Here is a 24,639-nt window from a genome sequence, read left to right on the forward strand (position 1 = left end):
TCCGCGCTCCGGGTGTTTCGGCGTTCACACAGCAGACGTCAAGCCTGCCACGCCACCGTGGTCACCGGCCCTTCCGGCCTCCCTGGCCCAGAACCCGTCACACGACCGCGCTTACAGAACCCGCCGCATCCCCCGGTGAGGGATCCCGGCGTCCGGGTACTCCGGGCCGTAGGCCACATACCCCAGCCGCTCGTAGAACCCCAGCGCGTGCGTCTGCGCGTGCAGGTCCACCGCTGTCAGCCCAAGCGCGCGTGCCGCGTCCTCGATGGCCCCGACGAGCGACGCCCCGACCCCGAGCCCGCGCGCCGCCTTCGTCACCGCGAGCCGCCCCAGCGACCCCACGGACAGGTCGCCGTCGGTCTTCGCGGCGGCCGCCTCGCCGTGCAACAGCCGCCCGGCCCCGAGCGGCAGGCCGTCCTCCCGTACCGCCAGCACGTGCACGGCGTCGGCGTCGTACACGTCGTATTCGAGGTCCTCGGGGACCCCCTGCTCGCCGACGAAGACCTCCTTGCGCACCGCGAAGCAGGCTTCCCGGTCGGCGGGGTCCTCGGCCACTCGCAGCACGTACGCGGCCGGGCTCATGCGTAGGTCTCCTCGCGCACCTGGTCCAGCGCCTGCTGGAGGTCTTCCGGGTAGCCACAGGAGAATTCCACCCACTCGCCGTGCCCGGGGTGCTCGAAGCCCAGGCGGACGGCGTGCAGCCACTGGCGGGTCAGCCCCAGTCGCTTGGAGAGCGTCGGGTCGGCGCCGTAGGTCAGGTCGCCGACGCAGGGGTGGCGGTGGGCGGCCATGTGGACGCGGATCTGATGGGTGCGACCCGTCTCCAGCTTCACATCGAGCAGGGAAGCCGCGCGGAACGCCTCGATGAGGTCGTAGTGGGTGACGGAGGGCTTGCCCTCCGCGGTGACCGCCCACTTGTAGTCGTGGTGGGGATGGCGGCCGATGGGGGCGTCGATGGTACCGCTGGTCGGGTCCGGGTGGCCCTGGACCAGCGTGTGGTAGCGCTTGTCGACCGTGCGCTCCTTGAACTGGCGCTTGAGCGAGGTGTACGCGTACTCCGACTTGGCGACCACCATCAGGCCGGACGTGCCCACGTCCAGGCGGTGCACGATGCCCTGGCGCTCGGCGGCGCCCGAGGTCGAGATGCGGTACCCGGCGGCGGCGAGCCCGCCGATGACGGTCGGCCCGCTCCAGCCGGGCGAGGGGTGCGCGGCGACACCGACCGGCTTGACGATCACGAGCACGTCGTCGTCGTCGTGCACGATCTCCATGCCCTCGACCGGCTCGGCGACGATCTGCACGGGCGCGGGCGCCTGCGGCATCTCGACCTCCAGCCAGGCGCCACCGTGCACGCGCTCCGACTTGCCGACCACCGACCCGTCGACCGTGACCTTCCCGCCGGCGGCGAGCTCGGCCGCCTTCGTCCGGGAGAAGCCGAACATGCGGGAGATGGCGGCGTCGACACGCTCGCCCTCCAGGCCGTCGGGTACGGGCAGGTTACGGATCTCGGGAACGGTGCTCACCCGTCGAGTATGCCGGACGCCTGCGACATCGCCGTACGTCAGTCCGGCCGCTCAGTCCTTGTGGACGGTGCCGTCCGGGTCGAGGCCCCTGAACGACAGCAGCACGATCAGGATGCCGCCGCAGACGATCGCCGAGTCGGCCAGGTTGAAGACCGCGAAGTGCTTGGGCGCGATGAAGTCGACCACCGCGCCCTGGAAGACACCCGGAGAGCGGAAGATCCGGTCGGTCAGGTTGCCGAGCGCACCGCCGAGAAGCAGGCCGAGCGCGAACGCCCAGGGCAGGCTGTACAGCTTGCGGGCCAGCCGGGCGATCACCACGATCACCGTCGCCGCGATCACCGTGAAGATCACCGTGAAGGCCTCGCCGACCCCGAAGGCGGCGCCCGCGTTGCGGATGGCCTCGAACTTGAGCCAGTCCCCGATGATCTCGATGGGTGCGTGGTGCTCCAGCTTGGCGACCACGATCATCTTGCTGACCAGGTCGAGGGCGTACGCGAAGACCGCGACCGCGAACAGCACGGCGATCCGCCGCTTGCCCCTGGGCCGCGCCTCGGTGCTCTCCTGCCCCTCCGAACCGGAAACCGGACTGGCCGACTGCTCCGGCTCGACCCCCGCCCCTTCCGGGGTGTCCGGCGTACCGATGATGCGCTCCGCCTCTGCCACGTGAGTCCCTCGACCTAGGTGCCTGACTGAGGACGAGAGTACGGCACGCCCCCCGGCACCCGGGTGCTGGTCAGTACCGACGTTCCTGCTTCTGCTTGCACTCGACACACAGGGTGGCCCGCGGGAAGGCCTGCATGCGTGCCTTGCCGATCGGGTCGCCGCAGTTCTCGCACAGGCCGTAGGTGCCCGCGTCGAGCCGGTCCAGGGCGCGCTCCGTCTGGATGAGCATCTCGCGCGCGTTGGCCGCGAGGGCCATCTCGCTCTCGCGCGTGATGTTCTTCGTGCCGGTGTCCGCCTGGTCGTCGCCGGCCCCGTCTCCGGAGTCCCGCATCAGGCCCACGAGGGACTCCTCGGCGGTGGTGATCTCGTCGCGCAGCCGCTTCGCCTCGGACTCCAGTTCGGCGCGTGCCTCCGCGGCCTCTTCCGGCGTCCAGGGGGCCTCGCCGGGGCGTACCGCGAGCTCGCCGGGCTCCGCCGCGACGACGCGCACCTTGGGTAGGGCGGTCTTCGCCGCCGTGGCTGTGCCAGGGGTCTTCTTCGCAACCACCGTCGTGGCTCCCGTCTGCTCCGCGGCCTCAGCCGCGCCCGCCTTCTTGGCCATGCCCTTTTTGGCCGCAGTCTTCTTGGCCGCAGTCGTCTCAGTCGCAGTCGCAGTCGTCTTGGCCGCAGTCGTCTTGGCTGCGCTCTTCTTCGGGGTGCGCTTCGGAGACGCACTCTTCGAGGCGGCGCTCTTGGGGGACGCACGCTCTGTGGAGGCACCCTTCGGGGACTCTCTTCCCGGAGTGGCGCCCGTCGCGGACGCACCCTTCGGAGACACGCTCCCCGTGGGGGCCTTCTTCCGAGCAGCGGTCTTCTTCGGGGCCGTCTGCTGTCCGGCCGCCTCGGTCGTGGCCACCACCGCCTTCTTCGCCACCACGTTCTCCGCCGAGGCCCTCTTCGCCACGGCCTTTTTGGCGCCGGTCTTCTTGGTGCCCGCCTTCTTGACCACCACCTTCTTCCCTGCCCCCGTCTTTTCAGCCACCGCCGCTTCCTCGGCCGCCGGTCTCTCCGCCCCCTCTTCCTCGACCGCCCTCACCGAACCAGCCGCCTTCTTCACCGCGGCCTCCCTGCCGGCACCCTTCCTTCCCGGCACCGCCTTCTTCCCCGGCACCGCCTTCTTGGCGACCGCGCCCTTCTTGCCGACCGCCCCCACGCCCCCGGCCGCGCTCTTCCCGCCGACGTCCTTGGCCGCACCGCCAAAGGCACCCGTGGACTTGGACGCCGACTGCTGTTCGGCGGTCTTCTTCGCCACCATGGCCGCGGCCCCTTCACATATTGTGATCTTGCTCGCGAGTCGTGCTGGGACGATAAATCGACTTGAGCCTCGCGGCAACGGGGCGCACCGCCCGATTCGCCCGCCTCGCGGATGCGGCGCGGCAGACCTGCATGCGTTGTGCCCAGCTCCCCGCCGGGTAACCCGACGGGCGAGGGCCCCAGGATCCGAACGCACGCGCCTCGCCATTCGGGTCACCACCAGCGGCGCCCGGCCCCGCCGCCGGAGCCGGAAAAGCGGTCGGCCGCTGTCCTCGCGGCGCCGTACACTGGGCGGAGCGAAAAGCGTGGATGGGGACGAGTAGCGGCGTACGCAGCCCAGAGCGACCCGGGGACGGTGGAAGCCCGGGGGCGAGCACGACGTGAAGATCACCCCGGAGCCGCCGGAGGAAAACCGCAGCCAAGCAGCAAGCACCGCAGCGGCGAGTAGACCCGGCATCGCGACCCCAATGAGGGGGCTCGCCGGTGTGCACACCGCACCGGAGGGCCAAGGAGGGTGGTACCGCGGGAGCGCGCCGAAAGCGGCGCAGGAATGACACAGCTCTCGTCCCTCCGGACGGAAGGCAGCAAGTCCGCCGGAGGAAGCTCGCTGATGACAACGCCGACGTACCGCCAGGTGCCCGCTCAGGTCGACCTGCCCGCGCTCGAGCACGCCGTGCTCGACTTCTGGCGCGAGCAGAAGATCTTCGCCAAGAGCCTGGAGCAGTCCGAGGGCCGCCCCGAGTGGGTGTTCTACGAGGGCCCGCCCACCGCCAACGGCATGCCGGGCGCCCACCACATCGAGGCGCGCGTCTTCAAGGACGTCTTTCCCCGCTTCCGCACCATGCGCGGCTATCACGTGGCCCGCAAGGCCGGCTGGGACTGCCACGGCCTCCCGGTCGAGATCGCCGTGGAGAAGGAACTCGGCTTCGAGGGCAAGAAGGACATCGAGACGTACGGCATCGCCGAGTTCAACGCCAAGTGCCGCGAGTCCGTGACCCGCCATACCGACGCCTTCACCGAGCTCACGAACCGCATGGGCTACTGGGTCGACCTGGACGACGCGTACCGCACGATGGATCCCGAGTACGTGGAGTCCGTCTGGTGGTCGCTGAAGGAGATCTTCAACAAGGGTCTGCTGGTCCAGGACTACCGTGTCGCCCCGTGGTGCCCGCGCGACGAGACGGGTCTGTCGGACCACGAACTGGCGCAGGGCTACGAGACGGTCATCGACCCGTCCGTGTACGTCCGTTTCCCGCTCACCTCCGGCCCGCTCGCCGGCCAGGCAGCGCTCCTGGTGTGGACGACGACCCCCTGGACGCTGGTCTCCAACACCGCCGTCGCCGCGCATCCCGACGTCACCTACGTCGTCGCGACGAAGAGCACAGACGGCACAGACGGCGGGGAAAAACTCCTCGTCGCCGAGCCGCTCGTCGGCAAGGCCCTCGGCGAGGGCTGGGAGGTCACCGGCGAGACCTTCACCGGCGCCGAGATGGAGCGCTGGACCTACCAACGTCCGTTCGAGCTCGTCGAGTTCCCGGAACCGGCCCACTACGTGGTCAACGCCGAGTACGTGACGACCGAGGACGGTACGGGCCTGGTCCACCAGTCCCCCGCCTTCGGCGAGGACGACCTCAAGGTCTGCCGCGCCTACGGCCTTCCCGTCGTCAACCCCGTCCGCCGGGACGGCACCTTCGAGGAGGACGTCCCCCTCGTGGGCGGCGTCTTCTTCAAGAAGGCGGACGAACAGCTCACCGAGGACCTTCAGCAGCGCGGCCTCCTCTTCAAGCACCTCCCGTACGAACACAGCTACCCGCACTGCTGGCGCTGCCACACCGCGCTCCTCTACTACGCGCAGCCGTCCTGGTACATCCGGACCACCGCCATCAAGGACCGCCTCCTCCAGGAGAACGAGAAGACCAACTGGTTCCCGGAGAACGTCAAGCACGGCCGCTTCGGCGACTGGCTGAACAACAACATCGACTGGGCGCTGTCCCGCAGCCGCTACTGGGGCACCCCGCTGCCGATCTGGCGCTGCGAGGACGACCACCTCACCGTCGTCGGCTCCCGCGCGGAGCTCACCGAGCTGACCGGCACCGACCAGTCGGCCCTGGACCCGCACCGCCCGTACATCGACGAGGTCACCTTCGCCTGCCCGCAGTGCGAGAAGACGGCCACGCGCGTGCCGGAGGTCATCGACGCCTGGTACGACTCGGGTTCGATGCCGTTCGCGCAGTGGGGCTACCCGTACAAGAACAAGGAACTGTTCGAGTCCCGCTACCCGGCGCAGTTCATCAGCGAGGCCATCGACCAGACCCGTGGCTGGTTCTACACGCTGATGGCGGTCGGCACCCTGGTCTTCGACAAGTCGTCGTACGAGAACGTGGTGTGTCTGGGCCACATCCTCGCCGAGGACGGCCGCAAGATGTCCAAGCATCTGGGCAACATCCTGCAGCCGATCCCGCTGATGGACCAGCACGGCGCCGACGCGGTCCGCTGGTTCATGGCAGCCGGCGGCTCCCCGTGGGCGGCCCGCCGAGTCGGCCACGGCACGATCCAGGAAGTCGTCCGCAAGACCCTCCTGACGTACTGGAACACGGTCGCCTTCCAGGCCCTGTACGCGCGCACGGCGAACTGGTCGCCCAGCGAGGCGGACCCGGCCCCGGCCGACCGCCCGCTCCTGGACCGCTGGCTGCTGTCCGAACTGCACGCGCTCACCGACCAGGTCACCCAGTCCCTGGAGGCCTACGACACCCAGCGCGCCGGCAAGCTCCTCTCGGCGTTCGTCGACGACCTGTCCAACTGGTACGTCCGCCGGTCCCGGCGCCGCTTCTGGCAGGGCGACAAGGCCGCGCTGCGCACGCTGCACGAGGTCGTGGAGACCGTCACCCGACTGATGGCCCCGCTGACCCCGTTCATCACCGAACGGGTCTGGCAGGACCTGGTCGTTCCGATCGCCCCGGGCGCGCCGGAGTCGGTGCACCTGGCGTCCTGGCCGGAGGCGGACCTCACGGCGATCGACCCCGAACTGTCCCGGCAGATGGTCCTGGTCCGCCGCCTGGTGGAGCTGGGCCGGGCCACACGCGCGGAGTCGGGCGTCAAGACCCGCCAGCCGCTGAAGCGTGCGCTGATCGCAGCGACGGGCTTCCACGCCCTCGACCCGGAGCTGCACGCGCAGATCACCGAGGAGCTGAACGTCGAGGCGCTGGCGTCGTTGAGCGAGGTCGGCGGCAGCCTGGTCGACACCACGGCCAAGGCCAACTTCCGTGCCCTGGGCAAGCGGTTCGGCAAGCGCGTCCAGGACGTGGCGAAGGCGGTCGCCGACGCCGACGCGGCCGGGCTCTCCCTCGCCCTGCGCGAGGGTACGGCGTCGGTGGAGGTCGACGGCGAGACGATCCCTCTCGCCCCGGATGAGGTGATCATCACGGAGACCCCGCGCGAGGGCTGGTCGGTGGCCTCCGACTCGGGTGCGACGGTCGCCCTCGACCTGGAGATCACGGAGAAGCTGCGGCAGGCGGGCCTGGCCCGTGACGCGATCCGCCTGATGCAGGAGGCCCGCAAGAACAGCGGGCTCGACGTGGCCGACCGCATCGTGCTGCGCTGGACCTCCACGGACCCCGCGGTCATCGCGGCACTCAGCGAGCACGCCGAGCTCATCGCCGACGAGGTCCTCGCCACGGACTTCGCCCAGGGCGAGGCGGACGACACGTACGGCACCCCGTTCACGGACGAGGGCCTGTCCCTGACGTTCCGCCTGCGCAAGGCGTAAGGCCTAAGGCCGCCGAGGCAGACACAGACGAGGGCCCGGCTCCCGGACGGGGGCCGGGCCCTCGTCTGCGTCTGCGTCTGCGTCTGCCGTCACGACGGCGGGCAGGCCCAGTTGCTCGGGCAACGGAACGGTTCGTCCGGACGAACCAGGAGGCCCGCCACGCGGGCGCGGACCTCTGCGGCCGCCAAAAGGGCGGGGCCCCGGATCGAAATCCGGGGCCCCGCCCTTTGAACGCTGCCGACGCCTGAGGCGTACTACTGGCCGTCAGTTGTCATCCTCGTCGATGAGGAAGCCGCGCATCGGCGAGGGAGCCTGCCCCATGGGCGAGGGACCCTGGGGCCGTACCGGCGCCATCGGCTGGGTCATCGCCGGGGACATCTGCTGCTGGCCGCCATAGGACGGGCCGGCCGGCGAAGGGCCGCCGCCCATGCCCTGGTTGCCGCCGTACGACGGGGCGCTCGCACCGGCCGGGGCCATGGACGGCGCCGGGGACGGCGGCAGGGACGCGGTCGCCGGAGCGCGCGGCGGGGCCAGCGAGTCGTCGGCCTGCGTCTCCAGCTGACGCAGCTGAGACTCCAGGTAGGACTTCAGCCGCGTGCGGTACTCGCGCTCGAAGCCGCGCAGGTCCTCGACCTTGCGCTCCAGCGTGGCGCGGGCGGACTCGAGGGAGCCCATCGCGACGCGGTGCTTCTCCTGCGCGTCCCGCTCCAGGGCGTCGGCCTTGGCACGGGCGTCACGCTCGAGACCCTCGGCACGCGAACGCGCCTCGCCGACGATCTTGTTGGCCTCGGAACGGGCCTCGGCGATCGCCTGGTCGGCGGTCTGCTGAGCCAGCGAGAGGACACGGGCGGCACTGTCGCCACCGGGGCCCTGACCGGGGCCGCCCATCTGCTGCTGCATGGGGCCACCCATCGGGCCGCCCATCTGCTGCTGCATGGGGGGCTGACCACCCATGGGGCCCTGGCCCATCGGACCCTGACCCATCGGACCCTGACCCATCGGACCCTGACCCATCGGACCCTGGCCCATCTGACCCTGGCCCATCGGGTTCTGACCCATCGGACCCTGGCCCATCTGACCCTGACCCATCGGACCGGGACCCTGCTGGCCGCCCTGGCCACCGCCGGAACCGGCGGGCAGTTGCGGAGCACCGCTCGGCAGCTGGGGTGGGCCACCCATGGGGCCGCCCATCTGCTGCTGCGGCGGGCCCGATATGCCGGCGGGCACCGGAGCGCCCGGACCGCGCATGCCCTGCTGCGGCATACCCTGCGGCGGCATGCCCTGCTGTTGCTGCTGTTGCTGCTGTTGCTGCTGATCCTGGGGCGGTTCCGGAGGCTTGCGCATGTTCTGCTGGTTCTGGGCAGCAGCACGCGTGGCCGCGGCCAGCTTGGCGCGCAGGTCCTCGTTCTCGCGGAGCAGTCGGGTCAGTTCGGCTTCAACCTCATCGAGGAAGGCATCGACCTCGTCCTCGTCATAGCCTTCTCGGAGGCGGACGGTCGTGAACTGCTTGTTCCGCACGTCCTCGGGGGTCAACGGCATCTCTTCACCTCAACGTAGTCGTCGGCATTCGGCAAGACCGTATCGTTCACAGCCGGCTCACGACGGAGATCAGGATGTAGACGATGATCATCAGTACGAAGAAGGACAGGTCGAGCGCCACGCCCCCGAGACGCAACGGCGGGATGACCCGCCGTAGAAGCTTGAGCGGTGGATCAGTGACAGTGTAGGTGGCCTCCAGAACGACCACCATCGCCTTGCCGGGTTGCCACGAGCGGGCGAACTGGAAGACGTAGTCCATGACCAACCGGAAGATGAGCACGATGAGGAAGCACATCAGCGCGATGTAGATGACATCCAGGACCACGCTCATTACTGGTGCTTCCCTCTCCTCTGTTCCGTGCTGCCGGGTACTACTTGTACTGCTGATACCGGTCGTGCGTCTCAGCTCTGGTTGAAGAACCCGCCCTCTGCGATGCGGGCCTTGTCCTCCGCCGTGACATCGACGTTAGCAGGCGACAACAGGAACACCTTCTGCGTCACCCGTTCGATGCTGCCGTGAAGGCCAAACACCAGACCGGCCGCAAAGTCGACAAGTCGCTTGGCGTCCGTGTCGTCCATCTCCGTCAGATTCATGATCACCGGGGTGCCCTCACGGAAGTGTTCCCCGATGGTACGGGCCTCGTTGTAAGTACGGGGGTGAAGGGTGGTGATCCGATACGGCTCTCGTTCCGACACGACCTTGGGCATGATCACCGGTGCGTTCTTCTCCAGGCTTGCGCGTTCTTGTGTGATAGATGCCACGGGCGCGATGCGCGCCGGACGTCCGGAATCCGCGGCGAGCGAAGCGGATCGGGGTACCGGGTCACGCGGCGGCGAGGGTTGCACCACTCGTACGGGTTCATCCCTTTCAGGCTGAAGCGCCTGATGGGATTGATGTGACTGGTGCGACGGCTCATGCCGTCGACGGTCCCGCTCGGGTTCCGGGTCCAGTTCAGGTTCGAAGTCGTCATCGGGGTCAAAACCGCGGCCATCGTACCCGTCGTCCTCCACGAGGCCGAGGTAGACCGCCATCTTGCGCATCGCGCCGGCCATGCTCTGAGTCCTCCGCTCTGTGATGGATCGACTGACGACTGTCAAGTGCCCGCGATCCAAGAGGTCGTTATGCCCGCTATCCAGCGGTAATGACCATATTTTCTGCTGTGGTCCGACTTCCTGGCGACGTTACCCGAGCCTGGGGCGGACTCCGAGTACCGCGGTGCCGACGCGTACATGTGTCGCTCCGGCCGCCACGGCCTGTTCGAGGTCCGCACTCATCCCTGCCGAGACCATGTTCGCAGCCGGATGGGATCGGCGCAGGTCGGTCGACAAATCCATCAACCGCTCGAACGCCGCCTGTTGGCGACCCGCGTACTCCCCGGTGAGCGGAGCGACGGTCATCAGCCCGTCGAGCCGCAGGCCCGGGGCGCCGGCGACGAGGTCGGCCAACTTTCCGATTCCACCTGGCGCTACACCCCCTCGCTCTCCTCGCTCGTTCTCCCCCGCGTCGAGGGCGACCTGGATCAGGCAGCCCACTTCGCGCTCGGCCCGCACGGCCTCCTTGGACAAGGCCGTCACAAGCTTGGAACGATCGACGGACTGCACAAGATCCGCGTAACCGACCACGGATCGAACTTTGTTGGTCTGCAATTGACCGACGAAGTGCCAAGTAAGGGGCAAGTCCACACATTCGGCGGCCTTGGGTGACGCGTCCTGGTCGCGGTTCTCGGCGACGTGCCGCACGCCGAGATCCGAGAGTGCCCGCACGTCGGCGGCGGGATAGGTCTTCGTGACCACGATCAGGGTCACTTCCTCGCGCCCCCGGCCCGCAGCCACGCACGCGGCGGTGATGCGCTCCTCGACCTTCGCCAGATTTCCGGCGAGTTCGTCCTTACGGTCCGTCATACCCGATCAGTCCAGCCAGACATAGCCCGCGAGCCGGCCCGTGGTCCGGTCGCGACGGTACGAGAAGTGGTCCGCCGACTCCCGCGTACACACCGGCGACTGCTCCCGGTCGCGCACCCCGAGGCGCTTGAGCTGAGCGTGCACTCCGGCGCTCACATCGACCGCGGGTGTGCCCCAACTCGTCTCGGCGTGCGCCGCCGGTTCGGTCTCGGCGACCTCGGCGCGCAGCTGGGCCGGCACTTCATAACATCGGCCGCAGACGGCGGGTCCGGTGCGGGCGACGATCCGGGACGGCTCGGCGCCCAGCGACTCCATCGCGTCGACGGCGGCGGGCACGATCCCCTTGACCAGGCCGGGCCGTCCCGCGTGAGCCGCGGCGACCACACCGGCGACCGGGTCGGCCAGCAGGACCGGTACACAGTCCGCGGTCAGGACGGCCAGTGCGAGTCCACGCGTCGCGGTCACCAGACCGTCGGTCTCCGGCGTGAGCCGCGTGGCCCACGGACCGTCGACCTCGGCGACAGCGTTGCCATGCACCTGGTTCATCCAGACCACCCGGCCCGGATCGAGTCCCAGCGACTTCGCGGCCAACTCCCGGTTGGTCCGTACGGCCTCGGGGTCGTCGCCGACCGCTCCGCCGAGATTGAGCTCCTCATACGGAGCGGCGCTCACCCCGCCCCACCTGTCGGTGAAGGCGAAGTGCGCGCCGCTCTCGGTGTCGCGCCGTCCTATCACTTCAGGAAGTCCGGCACGTCCAGTTCCTCGGCCGCGCTGTCCGTGTAGGACCGCGACGGCGGAACAGGCGGGGAGACCGGAATGTCAGCCACCGGCTCCGGGGCGAGCTCCGGCTCCTCCCTCGGTGTGACGCTGCCGAGGGAGCCGAAGGACGGACGGCTCTCCGGCTGCCGTACCGGAGTGGGCTCCTCACGTCGGGCCGAGGTCGAGGACGACCCGATGACGGTCTCCCGCCGGGTCGGCGGCTGACCCCCGTCGAAGCCGGCCGCGATCACGGTGACCCGCACCTCGTCACCGAGGGCGTCGTCGATGACCGCGCCGAAGATGATGTTGGCCTCGGGGTGGGCGGCCTCGCTGACCAGCTGGGCGGCCTCGTTGATCTCGAACAGGCCGAGGTCCGAGCCGCCGGAGATGGAGAGCAGCACGCCCCGGGCACCGTCGATGGAGGCCTCGAGCAGCGGCGAGGAGATCGCCATCTCGGCCGCGGCCACCGCACGGTCGTCGCCGCGGGCCGAGCCGATGCCCATGAGAGCCGAACCGGCCTCGGACATGACGGACTTGACGTCGGCGAAGTCGAGGTTGATCAGGCCGGGGGTGGTGATGAGGTCGGTGATGCCCTGAACACCGGAGAGCAGGACCTGGTCCGCCGACTTGAAGGCGTCGAGGACGGAGACCTGGCGGTCCGAGATGGACAGCAGTCGGTCGTTCGGGATGACGATGAGGGTGTCGACCTCTTCGCGGAGTTCCGCGATGCCGTCCTCCGCCTGGTTGGCGCGGCGCCGTCCCTCGAAGGTGAACGGGCGCGTGACCACGCCGATGGTGAGGGCGCCCAGCGTACGGGCGATGTTGGCCACCACGGGCGCGCCGCCGGTGCCGGTGCCACCGCCTTCGCCGGCTGTCACGAAGACCATGTCGGCCCCCTTGAGGACCTCCTCGATCTCCTCGCGGTGGTCCTCGGCGGCCTTGCGGCCGACGGCCGGGTTGGCTCCGGCGCCGAGTCCACGGGTGAGTTCACGGCCGACGTCGAGCTTGACGTCGGCGTCGCTCATCAACAGGGCCTGCGCGTCGGTGTTGATGGCGATGAACTCGACACCCTTGAGGCCGACTTCGATCATCCGGTTGATGGCATTGACACCACCGCCGCCGACACCGATGACCTTGATGACTGCGAGGTAGTTCTGCGGTGCTGCCACGTCGAAGGCCTCTCGCCTCGAATTACGTTGCCGTCGCCTCGCGGGTGTGAACCCGCGGTCCGACGACAGATGCCGATGGGACGGTCCGTAGCGCCGACCCGAACCCTAACGTTGAAGTTTAGGGTTACCAGTGTGTCTGTTCCCTGGAGTCTTCTGAACAGGACACTAAGTCGACAAGTGGCGCACGTTCAACGAACACGCCGAACCTCCCGTTTTTCTTTTCACCCTATGTGATCAGCCATAGCAGTGCCCAACCCGGGTGCCGACCTGCGCGGAGGTGCGTCAACTCCCTGATGACGCAGGTGCGGTGGGAGCGCTGACATCGAAGTACCGCGCACCCGAGGAGGCTTTCATGAGAGCCGTGAGGGTACGGGCCTTCAAAGGACCCTTCTCGCTGCTCCCCCACGCGACGGTCCGGCCGTCGCCCAACTCCAGGGAGATGTCGTCGTAGGAACGCACCTTGACAGTGCGGGTGCCGCGGGCGACGGCGGCCGGAAGGGCGCCGGCGACCCGGACCGCCTCGCGCACCAGACGGTCGGCGCCGAAGCGGCGCAGACTCGGGGCGCGCGACCCTGGCCGGGACAGGGCCAATTCCAGTCCGGGAACCCCTTTCGGGGCCTCGGAAACCGTGGCGAATCTGACACCTTCATCGTCCACTTCGATGAAGTTTCGACCCTTTCGGACAAGCAGAACCGGAGCCCTCTCCGTCACTTTCAGTCCGATTTCATCGGGCCAGGAACGCGCTACGTCAACCACGTCAATTCGAGGCAATTTCTGGCGCAACCGTGCCTCGATCGCATCGGTGTCGACCGAGATCAGCGGCGATCCGACCGGTACGTCGGCTGCCTCGCGCACCTGCGCGGGCGTCAGGACCCGGGTCCCCGAGACAGACACCTGTTCCACCCGCAGCCACTGCGAGCCGTACAACAGCCAGACGCACCCCGCCCCGAGAACCACCAGTGCGACAGCGAGAATGATGATCGTACGAAGCGGGGGCGGGGTGAACCTTCGGGTGGGCGGCGGGCCGGACGACTCCTGTTGGCGTTCACCGCGCTCGGCGGTCGTCGGTCCGGCCACGCTCGCTGCCCCTCGTCTACACAGGAATACGGTCGCTATCGGCGTGCACGGGAAGCGGCGATCGCCTCGTACACCATGCCGACGAGCAGGTCGTCGGCGTCCCGGCGGCCGAACTCGGCGGCGGACCGGGACATCTGGTACAGCCGGTGCGGGTCGGCGAGCACGGGCAGAACATTCTGCTGCACCCACTGGGGCGTCAGTTCCGCGTCGTCGACCAGCAGTCCGCCGCCGGCCTTGACCACCGGCTGGGCGTTCAACCGCTGTTCGCCGTTGCCGACGGGCAGCGGGACGTAGGCGGCCGGGAGCCCGACGGCGGAGAGTTCGGCGACGGTCATCGCGCCGGCGCGGCAGAGCATCATGTCGGCCGCGGCGTACGCGAGGTCCATCCGGTCCACGTACGGTAGCGGGATGTACGGGGGCATCCCCGGCATCTGCTGCACCTGCGGCAGTTCGTTCTTCGGGCCGACCACGTGCAGGATCTGGATCCCGGCCTGCTGGAGATACGGCGCGACCTGCTGGACCACCTCGTTGAGCCGGCGTGCGCCCTGGGAACCGCCGGAGACCAGCAGCGTCGGCAGGTTCGGGTCGAGTCTGAAGGTCGCCCGCGCCTGGGGACGCACGGCGGCCCGGTCGAGGGTGGCGATGGAACGGCGCAGCGGGATCCCGATGTACCGGGCGTCCCGCAGCTTGCTGTCCGGGGTGGAGACGGCGACCTTGGCGGCGTACCGCGAGCCGATCTTGTTGGCGAGGCCGGGCCGGGCGTTGGCCTCGTGGACCACGATCGGCACGCCCAGGCGCTTGGCGGCGAGGTAGCCGGGCAGGGCCACGTAGCCGCCGAAGCCGACGACGGCGTCCGCGTGGGTGCGCTCCAGGATCTGCTCGGCCGCCTTGATCGTGCCGCGCAGCCGGCCCGGGACGGTGATCAGCTCGGGAGTGGGCTTGCGTGGCAGCGGTACTGCGGGGATCAGCGCGAGATCGTAGCCCCGCTCCGGTACGAGCCGGGTCTCCAGGCCGCGCTCCGTGCCCAGAGCCGTGATCCCCACGGTCGGGTCCTGCCTGCGCAGGGCGTCCGCGAGGGCGAGCGCGGGCTCGATGTGGCCGGCGGTCCCCCCACCGGCGAGTACGACATGCACCGAAATTCACCGCTCTCCGGACGTGCGCGCCGACGAGGCACGCCGTCGCATCGTGTTCCATCTTCGAGGCCCCCGCACAGGGCCTCCCGCCCGCTTTCTACCAAAGCGGGGTTGCCGCAGAGAAAGCGCCATCCGCGCGGCGGGATCGTCACGCGCGAAGGCGATCAGCAACCCGACGGCGAACATGGTCGGCAACAGGGCGGAACCTCCGTAGGAGAACAGCGGGAGGGGGACGCCGGCGATCGGCAGCAGGCCGAGCACCGCACCCATGTTGATCACCGCCTGAGCGATGATCCAGGTCGTCACACCTCCCGCGGCATACCTTACGAAGGGGTCCTCCGTGCGTCCGGCCACGCGGATACCCGCATAGCCTAGAGCCGCGAAGAGGGCCAGCACGGACAGCGTCCCCGCCAACCCCAGTTCCTCGCCGGTCACAGCGAAGATGAAGTCGGTGTGGGCTTCCGGGAGTTGGCCCCATTTTTCCACACTCGCACCGAGCCCGGAACCGAAGAGTCCGCCGGAGGCCAGGGCGTAGATGCCGTGCACGGCCTGCCAGCAGTCGGCCGCTCCGGACTTCGGCTCGGTGGCGCCGATGCACTGGAGCCGGGCCATCCGGTTGGGGCTGGTCCTGATGAGGATCACACCGAGCGTGGCGGCGACCGAGAGCACGCCGACGAACAGCCGGGTCGGAGCGCCCGCCAGCCACAGCAGGCCGAAGAGGACCGCGGTCAGGATGATCGCCGTTCCCATGTCGCCGCCGAGCATGATCAGCCCGAGCAGCATGAAGGCGGCCGGTACCAGCGGCACCAGCATGTGCTTCCACTGGGCCAGCAGCTTCCGGTCCTGCTTGCGGGCCAGCAGATCGGCGCCCCACAGCACCAGCGCGAGCTTGCCGAACTCGCTCGGCTGAATCTGGAAGGAGCCGCCGAGCGAGATCCAGTTCTGGTTGCCGTTGACCGACATCCCTATGCCCGGCACCTGCACCAGTGCCATCAGGAAGACGGCGCCCGCGAGGATCGGGTAGGCGAGCGCCCGGTGCAGCTTCACCGGCATGCGGGAGGCGACCAGCAGCAGCACCCCGCCGATGACAGCCGCGAGGAGCTGCTTGCGGAAGAAGTAGGAACCCGGCAGCGACATCTGCAGCGCGGTGACCTGGGAGGCCGAGTAGACCATCACCAGGCCGAGCACGGTGATCAGCAGGCTGCCGCCGAGGATCAGATAGTACGCGGTCAGCGGTCGGTCCCAGGCCCGGCGGGCGCGCGTGTACAGACGCACGAAGGGGTTCTCGCGCGGTGCGCGGGGGACGGCGGGCCGTCTGGCCGCCCGCTGCACGGGCGGGCGTCCGGTACGGCTAACGGGCATCGGCTTCTCCGCTGTACGTCGGCCTCGACACGCGTCCCTCCCAAGGGGCCGCCCGGCAGGCGGCCGGGTCAGGTTCCGAGTTCGCGAACCGCCTGGGCGAACGCGTCACCGCGCTTGTTGTAGTTGGCGAACATATCCATGGAGGCGCAGGCCGGGGCCAGCAGAACCGTGTCGCCCGGCGCCGCGAGCCGCTGCGCCTCCTGGACTGCCTGGAGCATCGCCCCAGTGTCGGTCCGGTCCAGGTCGACGACGGGTACTTCCGGGGCGTGTCGCGCGAGGGCTTCCCGGATGCGGGCACGGTCGGCACCGATCAGGACGACCCCGCGAAGTCGCTTTGCCGACTTGGCGACCAGTTCGTCGAAGGTCGCGCCCTTCGCCAGTCCGCCCGCGATCCATACGATCGACTCGTACGCCGCCAACGAGGCCTCGGCCGCGTGCGTGTTGGTGGCCTTGGAGTCGTCGACGTAGGCCACGCCGTCCACGTCGGCGACATGCGCGATGCGGTGGGCGTCCGGGGTGAAGGCCCGAAGCCCGTCCCGTACGGCCGCGGCGGGCACCCCGAAGGCGCGCGCGAGGGCCGCCGCCGCGAGGGCGTCGGCGATGTTGTGCGGGGCCGGCGGATCGATGTCGGAGACCTCCGCCAGCTCCTGGGCGTTCTTCTGCCGGTTCTCCACGAAGGCGCGGTCGACCAGAATGCCGTCCACCACGCCGAGTTGGGAGGGGCCGGGGGTGCCGAGGGTGAAGCCGACGGCCCGGCAGCCCTCCTCGACGTCGGCCTCGCGCACCAGGTCCTCGGTGGCCTTGTCGGCGACGTTGTAGACGCAGGCGACCCGATTGCCTTCGTAGACACGGCCCTTGTCCTTGGCGTACGCCTCCATGGAGCCGTGCCAGTCGAGGTGGTCCGGGGCCAGGTTGAGGACGACGGCGGAGTGGGCACGCAGGGAGGGCGCCCAGTGGAGCTGGTAGCTGGAGAGCTCCACGGCGAGGACGTCGTACCGCTCCTCCCCCAGCACCGCGTCCAGCAGCGAGACGCCGATGTTGCCGACGGCGGCCGTGCGCAGGCCGGCCGCCGTCAGGATCGACGCCAGCATCTGCGTGGTGGTGGTCTTGCCGTTGGTGCCGGTGACGCAGAGCCAGGGGGCGGCGTCGGGGCCGCGCAGCCGCCAGGCGAGCTCGACGTCCCCCCAGACCGGGACCCCTGCTTCATGAGCTGCCGCGAACAGCGGCTTGTCCGGCTTCCAGCCGGGCGCGGTGACGATGAGTTCGGTGCCCTCCGGCAGGGTGGCGCCGTCGCCGAGGCGCACGGTGACGCCCAGGGTCTCCAGTTCCGCGGCCTGGGCGCGGGCCCGCTCGTCGTCGCCGTCGTTGACGACCGTGACGAGGGCGCCGCGCTCGTGCAGCACCTTGGCGGCCGGGACGCCTGAGACGCCGAGCCCGGCGACGGTGACGCCCTTGCCCTGCCAGTCGGTCACTTGTCCGCCGCCCATCCCGCGTAGAAGAGACCCAGTCCGACGATCACGCAGATGCCCTGAATGATCCAGAAGCGGACCACGACAAGGACTTCGGACCACCCCTTGAGTTCGAAGTGGTGCTGGAGTGGCGCCATGCGGAAGACGCGCTTCCCGGTGAGCCGGAAGGAGCCGACCTGGATGACGACCGACATGGTGATGAGGACGAACAGGCCGCCCAGGAGGGCGATCAGCAGTTCGGTGCGGGAGCAGATCGCGAGGCCGGCGAGCACCCCGCCGAGGGCCAGCGAGCCGGTGTCGCCCATGAAGATCTTGGCGGGCGAGGTGTTCCACCACAGGAAGCCGAGGCAGGACCCCATCAGCGCGGAGGCGATCACCGCGAGGTCGAGCGGATCACGCACCTCGTAACAGGCGCCCGGGTTGGTCAGGGTCTCGCCGTTGGCGCAGGACTCCTGGTACTGCCAGACGCCGATGAAGGTGTAGGCGCCGAAGACGAGCACCGAGGCACCGGTGGCCAGGCCGTCCAGACCGTCCGTCAGGTTCACGCCGTTCGACATCGCGAGGATCATGAACAGCGCCCAGACGACGAACAGCACCGGGCCGATCGTCCAGCCGAAGTCCGTGATGAACGACAGCTTCGTGGAGGCCGGCGTCTGTCCCCGGGAGTCCGCGAACTGGAGCGAGAGCACCGCGAAGGCGATGCCGACGGTCAGCTGGCCGGCCATCTTCGCCTTGGCCCGCAGACCGAGCGAACGCCGCTTGACGATCTTGATGTAGTCGTCCAGGAAGCCGACCATGCCCATGCCGACCATCAGGGCGAGGACCAGCATGCCCGAGAAGGTCGGCGGGGGCGTCTTGGCCTCGCCGAGTCCGGTGAACACCTTGGACAGGAAGTACGCGACGACCGTCGCCAGGATGAAGGCGATACCGCCCATGGTCGGCGTACCGCGCTTGCTGCCGTGCGTGCGCGGGCCGTCGTCGCGGATGTACTGGCCGTAGCCCTTGCGCGCGAGGAGCTTGATCAGCAGCGGGGTACCGATCAGCGTCAGAAAAAGACCAATGACTCCTGCGAACAGGATCTGCTTCATCATCGGGCGGAAACCTCACCCTCGGCACCGGTCTCGACGAGCGCCTGTGCCACGCTCTCGAGCCCGACCGACCGGGACGCCTTCACGAGTACGACATCCCCTGGGCGCAACTCGCTGCGCAACAGGTCGATCGCCGCCTGTGCGTCGGACACGTGCACCGACTCCTCACCCCACGAACCCTCGTTATATGCGCCCAGTTGCAGCCAGGACGCTTCCCTGCCCCCGACCGCGACGAGCTTGCCGACATTGAGCCGGACGGCGAGCCGTCCGACCGCGTCGTGCTCGGCGAGCGCCTCGTCCCCGAGCTCGGCCATCTTGCCGAGCACCGCCCAGGTCCGCCGCCCCCTGCCCATGGCCGCGAGCGCGCGCAAAGCCGCTCGCATGGACTCGGGGTTCGCGTTGTAGGCGTCGTTGACGACCGTCACGCCGTCCGGGCGCTCGGTGACCTCCATACGCCAGCGGGAGAGGGAGCCCGCCTCGGAGAGCGCGGTGGCGATCTCTTCCGCGGACATACCCAGTTCATGGGCGACGGCGGCCGCGGCGAGCGCGTTCGACACGTGGTGCTCACCGTACAGGCGCATGGTCACTTCGCTTGCACCGGAGGGTGTGTGAAGCATGAAGGCGGGCTGTCCGCTGTCCATGAGTCGCACGTTCTCGGCGCGTACGTCCGCTTCGCCGGACTCTCCGAAAAGGATCACCTTCGCCTTCGTTCGGGATGCCATGGCCCGTACGAGGGGATCGTCGGCGTTGAGCACCGCGGTGCCGTCCTCCGGCAGGCTCTCGACGAGCTCGCCCTTGGCCTGCGCGATCTGCTCACGGCCGCCGAACTCGCCGATGTGGGCGGTGCCGACGTTCAGCACCAGGCCGATCTTCGGGGGCGTCAGGCCGGCGAGGTAGCGGATGTGGCCGATGCCGCGGGCGCCCATCTCCAGCACGAGGAACTTGGTCTCCTCGGTGGCCGACAGGGCGGTCAGCGGCAGTCCGATCTCGTTGTTGAACGAGCCCGGCGTCCACACCGTGGGCGCCTTGCGCTGGAGGACCTGGGCGATCAGGTCCTTGGTGCTGGTCTTGCCCGCGGAACCGGTCAGGGCGACCAGGGTCGCGCCGAGCCGTTGCACGACATGCCGGGCGAGGGCGCCGAGTGCCGTCTGGACGTCGTCGACGACGATCGCGGGCACGCCGACCGGGTGGGACGCCAGAACGGCCACGGCACCCGCCTCGACGACCGCCTGCGCGAAGTCGTGGCCGTCCACCCGCTCACCGACGAAGGCGACGAAGAGGGTGCCGGGGCCGGCTTCCCGGGAGTCCCGGATCACCGGTCCGGTGACCTGGACGGACGGATCCGGTATGTCGTACGTCTGCCCGCCGACGACTGCTGCGATCTCGGCGAGAGGGAGGGCGATCACAAGTTCATCCCTGGGTCTTCTGGATAGCTTCGCGAAGCACCTGGCGGTCGTCGAAGGGACGCACCACCCCGGCGATGTCCTGGCCCTGCTCGTGGCCCTTGCCCGCGACCAGCACGGTGTCCCCGGGCCGCGCGCGGGACACGGTGGCGGCGATCGCGGCGGCCCGGTCCTCGAAGACCTGGACCTCACCGCGTTCGTGTGCCGGTACGGACGCGGCGCCCTGGAGCATGGTGGCGAGGATCGCGAGGGGGTCCTCGGAGCGTGGGTTGTCGGAGGTCAGTACGGCCGTGTCGGCGAACCGGGCCACGGCGGCACCCATGGGCATCCGCTTGGTCTTGTCCCGGTCGCCGCCGCAGCCCAGCACGACGTGCAGCCGACCCTCGGTGACCTTGCGCAGGGCGCGCAGGACCGATTCGACGGCGTCCGTCTTGTGGGCGTAGTCGACGACCGCGAGATACGGCTGTCCGGCGTCCACCCGTTCCAGCCGGCCCGGTACGCCCGGGACGGCGGCGATGCCGTCGGCGGCGGTCTGCGGGTCCAGGCCGGCGGCGGCGAGGGCGACGATCGCGGCGAGGGTGTTGGCCACGTTGAAGGGCCCGGCGAGCGGCGACCTGGCGGTGATCCGCTCCTCCTTGGGGCCGATCACGGTGAACGTCGAGTCCAGCGGCCCGACTTCGACGTCCTCGGCGCGCCAGTCGGCGTCCGGGTGGCCCTCGGCGGAGTAGGTGACGACGGGGACGGTGGCCTCCTCGACCAGCCTGAGCCCGTACTCGTCGTCGATGTTGACCACACCGAGCCGACTGCGTCGAGGCGTGAACAGCTGTGCCTTGGCCTGGAAGTAGTCCTCCATGCCGGAGTGGAACTCCATGTGCTCCGGGCTGAGGTTGGTGAAGACGCCGATGTCGAACACGCAGCCGTCGACCCGGCCGAGGACCAGGGCGTGGCTGGATACCTCCATGGCGACCGCCTCGACTCCCCGCTCGCGCATGACCGCCAACAGGGCCTGGAGGTCGGTGGCTTCGGGGGTGGTGCGCTCGGACTTGACGCGTTCGTCACCGATGCGCGTCTCGACGGTGCCGATGAGGCCCACCCGTCGCCCACCACCGCCCTCGACCGACGACGCTTCGCGCCGGCCCCTCTCGCCGGTGGACCCGGCCGCTCGCAGGCCGCCCTCGACGAGATAGGCGGTGGTGGTCTTGCCGGAGGTGCCGGTGATGCCGATCTGGAGCAGATCACGGCCGGGGTGGCCGTAGACGGTGGCCGCCAGTTCGCCCATCTGCGCGCGCGGGTCGTCGACGACCAGCACCGGCAGGCCCGTCGCGGCGGCCCGCTCGGCGCCCGTCGGGTCGGTCAGCACCGCGACCGCACCGAGGCCCGCGGCCTGCCTGACGAAGTCGGCACCGTGCAGACGGGCGCCCGGAAGGGCGGCGTACAGGTCACCGGGGCGGACGGCGCGCGAGTCGTGGGTGATGCCCGTGACCTCGGCGGCGGTCGCCGGACCAGCCGGACTCGCCGGCTTTTCCGCACCCAACTGATCGGCGAGCTCGGCGAGGGGTGTCGCGGAGACCTGAACCGGCCGGGGCGGTCCCGGATACGTCACGGGTGCACCCTTCTGGGTGATTTGGGACTGATCGGCGTGTGGCACGGCGGTGAGCGTACCGGGCGTACCCGCCCGGGAGCGAAGTGAGGGGTTGGGCGTTCCCTGGTTCCCGGAATCGGGGGTGATCGTTGTCACGAGGTGGTTCCTGGGTGCTCGGTACTGATCAGGGTGGAAGGTCCCTGCTGGTCAGGGTTTGTAAGGGTCCCTGCTGGTCAGGGTTTGTAGGTGACCGGGAGCTTGGCCGCCTTGGCCCCGGTCGGCGGGATCTGCAGGCTCTTCAGGGCGAACTCCATGACCTGCTTGTAGACGGGTCCGCAGATCTGGCCGCCGAAGTAACCGCCCTCGGTGGCGTTCTGGATGGCGCAGTAGACGGTGATCCGCGGCTGGTCGGCGGGGGCGAAACCGGCGAAGGACGAGGTGTAGCCCTTGTACTTGCCGGTGGCCGGATCCACGCGGTTGGCCGTACCCGTTTTGCCCGCCACCCGGTAGCCCGGGATGCGCGCCCTGGCGCCGGTGCCCTCCTCGTCGTCCACGACGGACTCCAGCATCTGGGCGAGGGTCTTCGCCGTTTTCGCGCTCACGACCCTGGTCTGCCGGGGCTTCGCGGCCGGTGTGAAGCGTCCGTCCGGGCCCTTCGTGCCGCGCACGAGCGTGGGTGCGACGCGTACGCCGCCGTTGGCGATGGTCGAGTAGACGGAGGCCGCCTGCATCGCGGTGAGGGACACGCCTTGGCCGAAAGGAATCGTGTACTGCTGCGAGGTGGACCAGTCACCGGGTGCGGCGAGGATGCCCGGTGTCTCGCCGGGGAAGCCGAGCCCGGTGTAGCGGCCGAGGCCGAACTTGCGCAGGTACGAGTAGAGGACCTGGTTGGCCTGCTGCTGCGTCCTGCCGAGTTGGCCGGTGGCGAGAATGGTGCCGATGTTGCTGGACTTGGCGAGCACGCCGTTGAGCGTGAGGTGCCAGGTCGGGTGGTCGATGTCGTCCTTGAAGAGCCGGTCGCCGCGGTGCAGCCGGTTGGGCACGACGACGTGCGTCTGCGAGGTGGCGACACCATGCTCCAGGACGGCGGCCATCGACATGACCTTCGCGGTGGAGCCGGGCTCGTAGGCGTCCTGGAGGGCCGCGTTGCCCATGTTCACCGAGCTGGCCTTGGACAGGTCGTTCGGGTCGAAGCCGGGCGAGTTCGCCATGGCGAGGACCTCGCCGGTCCGCGTGTCCTGCACGATCACATAGCCGCGGTCGGCCTTGGACGCCTTCACCTGGTCGGAGATCGCGTTCTGCGCGGCCCACTGGATGTCGCGGTCGATGGTGAGCTCGACGTCGCTGCCGGGCACGGCGGGCGTCTCGGTGGAGCCCACGGTCGGCACCTGCCGGCCCCCGGACTGGGCGTAGCGGATCTTGCCGTCCTTGCCGGCCAGCATCCGGTTCAGCCGCTGCTCGACCCCGCCGCCGCCCTTGCCTTCGGCGTTGACCCAGCCCAGTATCCCGGCGGCGAGGTCGCCGTTGGGATACACGCGCTTGCTGGTGGGGACGGCGAGCACGCCCGCGAGGGCGTTGACCGTGCTCGGGTCGGTCTCGGCCTTGCCGGCCAGCGCGGTCTTCAGGTCCTTGATCTGCTTCCAGACCTGCGGGGTCTGCCGATAGGCGAGCACGACATAGCGCAGGTTGCGGTTCGCCGGCCTGAGCTTCTTGACGATCGTTTCCTGGTCCTCGCCGAGGATCGGGGCGAGCAGCGCGGCGGCCTGTTCGGGCCCGTCGTCGGCCTTCAACTGCTTGCGGGTGAACAGCGTCGGGTCCGCCGTGATCGTGTACGCGTCCACGCTGGTCGCGAGGGCCACGCCGGCGCGGTCGGTGATCCCGCCGCGCTCGGCGGCCAGGGTGTAGCCGACGTACCGGTTCTGCTGGGCCTTGGCGGCGTAGGTGCTCGCGTCGACGGCCTGCACCTGGAGCAGCCGTACGACGAACGCGATCAGTACGAGGGTCAGGGCGAGGCCGATCATGCGCAGCCGGGGGCGGGGGCTGCCCAGCCGGATGACGCGGGGGGCCGCGGAGCGGGGCGCCGGGCGGCGGGTTGGACGGGCGCCGGGGCCCGGAGTGCGCCGGCCGACGGGACGGGCGGAGCGCTCGGGGCGTGCGGAGCGCTCGGGGCGTGCAGGGCGCTCGGGGCGTGCAGGCCGGGGCACGCGGCGGCGCGGCGGCGGTTCCCTGTCGGACACTTCCGTCACCTGCCGGGGGTCTGGGTCGCGGGCTGGGGCTGGGGCTGCGTCTGCGTCTGCGTCTGCGTCTGCGTCTGGATCGTGAAGGAAGGGGAGGTCGAGGAGGCCGGGGGCGCCTCGGCGGGCTGGGCGGGGTCGGCCGGCTGGACGGGCTGCGGGGCGGTGTGAGTGGCCGTCGGAGGGGGAGTCGGTGTCGGTGTCGTCGGGGCGGGTGCGGTCAGGTCCGGGCCGGTCGCGGCGCCCATCGCCTCAGGGGCGAGGACGAGGGGGAAGCGCGCGGAGGCCTGCTGGGCGCCGGAGGCGGGGCCCGGTACGCCCTTGACGGTGCCGTCGGGGTCGAGGAAGGCAGGGTCGCCGCCGGGCACCATGCCGAGCTCCCTGGCTCGGAGCTGGAGGGCGTCGGGGGCCGAGTAGGCGTCGATGTCCCGCTGGAGCGCCTGTTCCTCGTCGGTGAGGTTCTTCGTCCCCTTCTGCAGGTCGTCGAGTTTGAACGACCCTTCGGAGACCGCCGAGTTCAGCACCAGCAGCCCGATCAGACCGCCGCCGAGGAGGAACACGACGAGGAGGACGAAGGGGGTGCGGGCGGCCTGCCCGGGGCCCGCGGTCATCGGGATGAGCCGCGCCAGACGGGCGGCCCTGCCCCTCAGTTGGGGTTTCCTACTCACACGCCCTCC

The 24,639-nt window shown here is 69.7% G+C and carries 20 protein-coding genes; 1 reads left to right on the plus strand and 19 read right to left on the minus strand.

The features are described from left to right. Nucleotides 1-111: 111 nt before the first annotated feature. The 4 genes from M2271_RS24245 to M2271_RS24260 form a co-directional block, all read right to left on the minus strand. Complete coding sequence (locus tag M2271_RS24245; protein ID WP_280889419.1) at nt 112-582, minus strand: GNAT family N-acetyltransferase; 471 nt, start codon at nt 580-582, stop codon at nt 112-114. Further along, a complete protein-coding gene (locus M2271_RS24250; protein ID WP_280889420.1) occupies nt 579-1,523 on the minus strand; it encodes an RluA family pseudouridine synthase in 945 nt (314 codons plus the stop codon). Before M2271_RS24250 ends, M2271_RS24245 begins: the two co-directional genes overlap by 4 nt. Before the next feature lie 51 nt (nt 1,524-1,574). Continuing rightward, a complete protein-coding gene (lspA, locus tag M2271_RS24255; RefSeq protein ID WP_280889421.1) occupies nt 1,575-2,186 on the minus strand; it encodes a signal peptidase II in 612 nt (203 codons plus the stop codon). 70 nt (nt 2,187-2,256) lie between these two features. Continuing rightward, entirely contained in the window at nt 2,257-3,480 is a 1,224-nt protein-coding gene (locus M2271_RS24260) for a TraR/DksA family transcriptional regulator (protein ID WP_280889422.1), read from the minus strand. 609 nt (nt 3,481-4,089) lie between these two features. Between M2271_RS24260 and ileS the strand changes: the two genes are divergently transcribed. Continuing rightward, nucleotides 4,090-7,245, plus strand: a complete 3,156-nt coding sequence (ileS, locus tag M2271_RS24265) for an isoleucine--tRNA ligase (RefSeq protein WP_280889423.1) — start codon at nt 4,090-4,092, stop codon at nt 7,243-7,245. Between the two features lie 264 nt (nt 7,246-7,509). On the opposite strand, the gene M2271_RS24270 is transcribed toward ileS, so the two are convergent. From M2271_RS24270 to M2271_RS24340, 15 genes are all read right to left on the minus strand, one after another. Continuing rightward, entirely contained in the window at nt 7,510-8,784 is a 1,275-nt protein-coding gene (locus tag M2271_RS24270) for a DivIVA domain-containing protein (protein ID WP_280889424.1), read from the minus strand. 46 nt (nt 8,785-8,830) lie between these two features. Beyond that, complete coding sequence (locus tag M2271_RS24275) at nt 8,831-9,115, minus strand: YggT family protein (protein WP_266440999.1); 285 nt, start codon at nt 9,113-9,115, stop codon at nt 8,831-8,833. A 71-nt stretch (nt 9,116-9,186) separates the two neighbouring features. Beyond that, nucleotides 9,187-9,837, minus strand: coding sequence for a cell division protein SepF (gene sepF / locus M2271_RS24280; RefSeq protein ID WP_280889425.1), 651 nt, complete (start codon nt 9,835-9,837; stop codon nt 9,187-9,189). Between the two features lie 129 nt (nt 9,838-9,966). Next, nucleotides 9,967-10,686 carry a YggS family pyridoxal phosphate-dependent enzyme gene (locus M2271_RS24285; RefSeq protein ID WP_280889426.1) on the minus strand — a complete coding sequence of 240 codons (720 nt, stop codon included), beginning with the start codon at nt 10,684-10,686 and terminating at the stop codon, nt 9,967-9,969. A 6-nt stretch (nt 10,687-10,692) separates the two neighbouring features. Continuing rightward, on the minus strand, nt 10,693-11,421 hold the full coding sequence (pgeF, locus tag M2271_RS24290; protein ID WP_280889427.1) for a peptidoglycan editing factor PgeF: 729 nt from the start codon (nt 11,419-11,421) through the stop codon (nt 10,693-10,695). After that, nucleotides 11,418-12,614, minus strand: coding sequence for a cell division protein FtsZ (ftsZ, locus tag M2271_RS24295; RefSeq protein ID WP_280889428.1), 1,197 nt, complete (start codon nt 12,612-12,614; stop codon nt 11,418-11,420). The genes pgeF and ftsZ overlap by 4 nt, the downstream gene beginning before the upstream one ends. 282 nt (nt 12,615-12,896) lie before the next feature. Further along, on the minus strand, nt 12,897-13,691 hold the full coding sequence (locus M2271_RS24300; RefSeq protein WP_280889429.1) for an FtsQ-type POTRA domain-containing protein: 795 nt from the start codon (nt 13,689-13,691) through the stop codon (nt 12,897-12,899). 35 nt (nt 13,692-13,726) lie between these two features. Then, nucleotides 13,727-14,824, minus strand: coding sequence for an undecaprenyldiphospho-muramoylpentapeptide beta-N-acetylglucosaminyltransferase (gene murG, locus M2271_RS24305; protein ID WP_280889430.1), 1,098 nt, complete (start codon nt 14,822-14,824; stop codon nt 13,727-13,729). A gap of 6 nt (nt 14,825-14,830) precedes the next feature. Further along, nucleotides 14,831-16,186 (minus strand): putative lipid II flippase FtsW, encoded by a 1,356-nt coding sequence (gene ftsW, locus M2271_RS24310; RefSeq protein ID WP_280889431.1) that lies wholly within the window; start codon nt 16,184-16,186, stop codon nt 14,831-14,833. A gap of 68 nt (nt 16,187-16,254) precedes the next feature. After that, complete coding sequence (murD, locus tag M2271_RS24315; protein ID WP_280889432.1) at nt 16,255-17,673, minus strand: UDP-N-acetylmuramoyl-L-alanine--D-glutamate ligase; 1,419 nt, start codon at nt 17,671-17,673, stop codon at nt 16,255-16,257. Beyond that, entirely contained in the window at nt 17,655-18,743 is a 1,089-nt protein-coding gene (gene mraY / locus M2271_RS24320; RefSeq protein WP_280889467.1) for a phospho-N-acetylmuramoyl-pentapeptide-transferase, read from the minus strand. Before mraY ends, murD begins: the two co-directional genes overlap by 19 nt. After that, the gene (gene murF / locus M2271_RS24325; RefSeq protein WP_280889433.1) at nt 18,743-20,149 is read right to left on the minus strand and encodes a UDP-N-acetylmuramoyl-tripeptide--D-alanyl-D-alanine ligase; all 1,407 of its coding nucleotides are present in this window, start codon (nt 20,147-20,149) and stop codon (nt 18,743-18,745) included. The genes mraY and murF overlap by 1 nt, the downstream gene beginning before the upstream one ends. Nucleotides 20,150-20,153: 4 nt before the next feature. Then, nucleotides 20,154-21,749 carry a UDP-N-acetylmuramoyl-L-alanyl-D-glutamate--2,6-diaminopimelate ligase gene (locus M2271_RS24330; RefSeq protein ID WP_280889434.1) on the minus strand — a complete coding sequence of 532 codons (1,596 nt, stop codon included), beginning with the start codon at nt 21,747-21,749 and terminating at the stop codon, nt 20,154-20,156. A 212-nt stretch (nt 21,750-21,961) separates the two neighbouring features. Continuing rightward, nucleotides 21,962-23,965: a penicillin-binding protein 2 gene (locus M2271_RS24335; protein WP_280889435.1), complete on the minus strand. Its 2,004-nt coding sequence runs from the start codon at nt 23,963-23,965 to the stop codon at nt 21,962-21,964. A gap of 5 nt (nt 23,966-23,970) precedes the next feature. Continuing rightward, nucleotides 23,971-24,630 (minus strand): hypothetical protein, encoded by a 660-nt coding sequence (locus tag M2271_RS24340; RefSeq protein WP_280889436.1) that lies wholly within the window; start codon nt 24,628-24,630, stop codon nt 23,971-23,973. Nucleotides 24,631-24,639: the final 9 nt, after the last annotated feature.

Source organism: Streptomyces sp. LBL, from assembly GCF_029893585.1.
Taxonomy (GTDB): Bacteria; Actinomycetota; Actinomycetes; order Streptomycetales; family Streptomycetaceae; genus Streptomyces.

Coding starts and splice junctions, on each gene's coding strand:
- mraY (WP_280889467.1), bottom strand. CDS start 18,743: ATGAAGCAGATCCTGTTCGCAGGAGTCATTGGTCTTTTTCTGACGCTG.
- M2271_RS24260 (WP_280889422.1), bottom strand. CDS start 3,480: ATGGTGGCGAAGAAGACCGCCGAACAGCAGTCGGCGTCCAAGTCCACG.
- M2271_RS24285 (WP_280889426.1), bottom strand. CDS start 10,686: ATGACGGACCGTAAGGACGAACTCGCCGGAAATCTGGCGAAGGTCGAG.
- sepF (WP_280889425.1), bottom strand. CDS start 9,837: ATGGCCGGCGCGATGCGCAAGATGGCGGTCTACCTCGGCCTCGTGGAG.
- ileS (WP_280889423.1), top strand. CDS start 4,090: ATGACAACGCCGACGTACCGCCAGGTGCCCGCTCAGGTCGACCTGCCC.
- murD (WP_280889432.1), bottom strand. CDS start 17,673: ATGGGCGGCGGACAAGTGACCGACTGGCAGGGCAAGGGCGTCACCGTC.
- M2271_RS24275 (WP_266440999.1), bottom strand. CDS start 9,115: ATGAGCGTGGTCCTGGATGTCATCTACATCGCGCTGATGTGCTTCCTC.
- M2271_RS24270 (WP_280889424.1), bottom strand. CDS start 8,784: ATGCCGTTGACCCCCGAGGACGTGCGGAACAAGCAGTTCACGACCGTC.
- ftsW (WP_280889431.1), bottom strand. CDS start 16,186: ATGCCCGTTAGCCGTACCGGACGCCCGCCCGTGCAGCGGGCGGCCAGA.
- M2271_RS24245 (WP_280889419.1), bottom strand. CDS start 582: ATGAGCCCGGCCGCGTACGTGCTGCGAGTGGCCGAGGACCCCGCCGAC.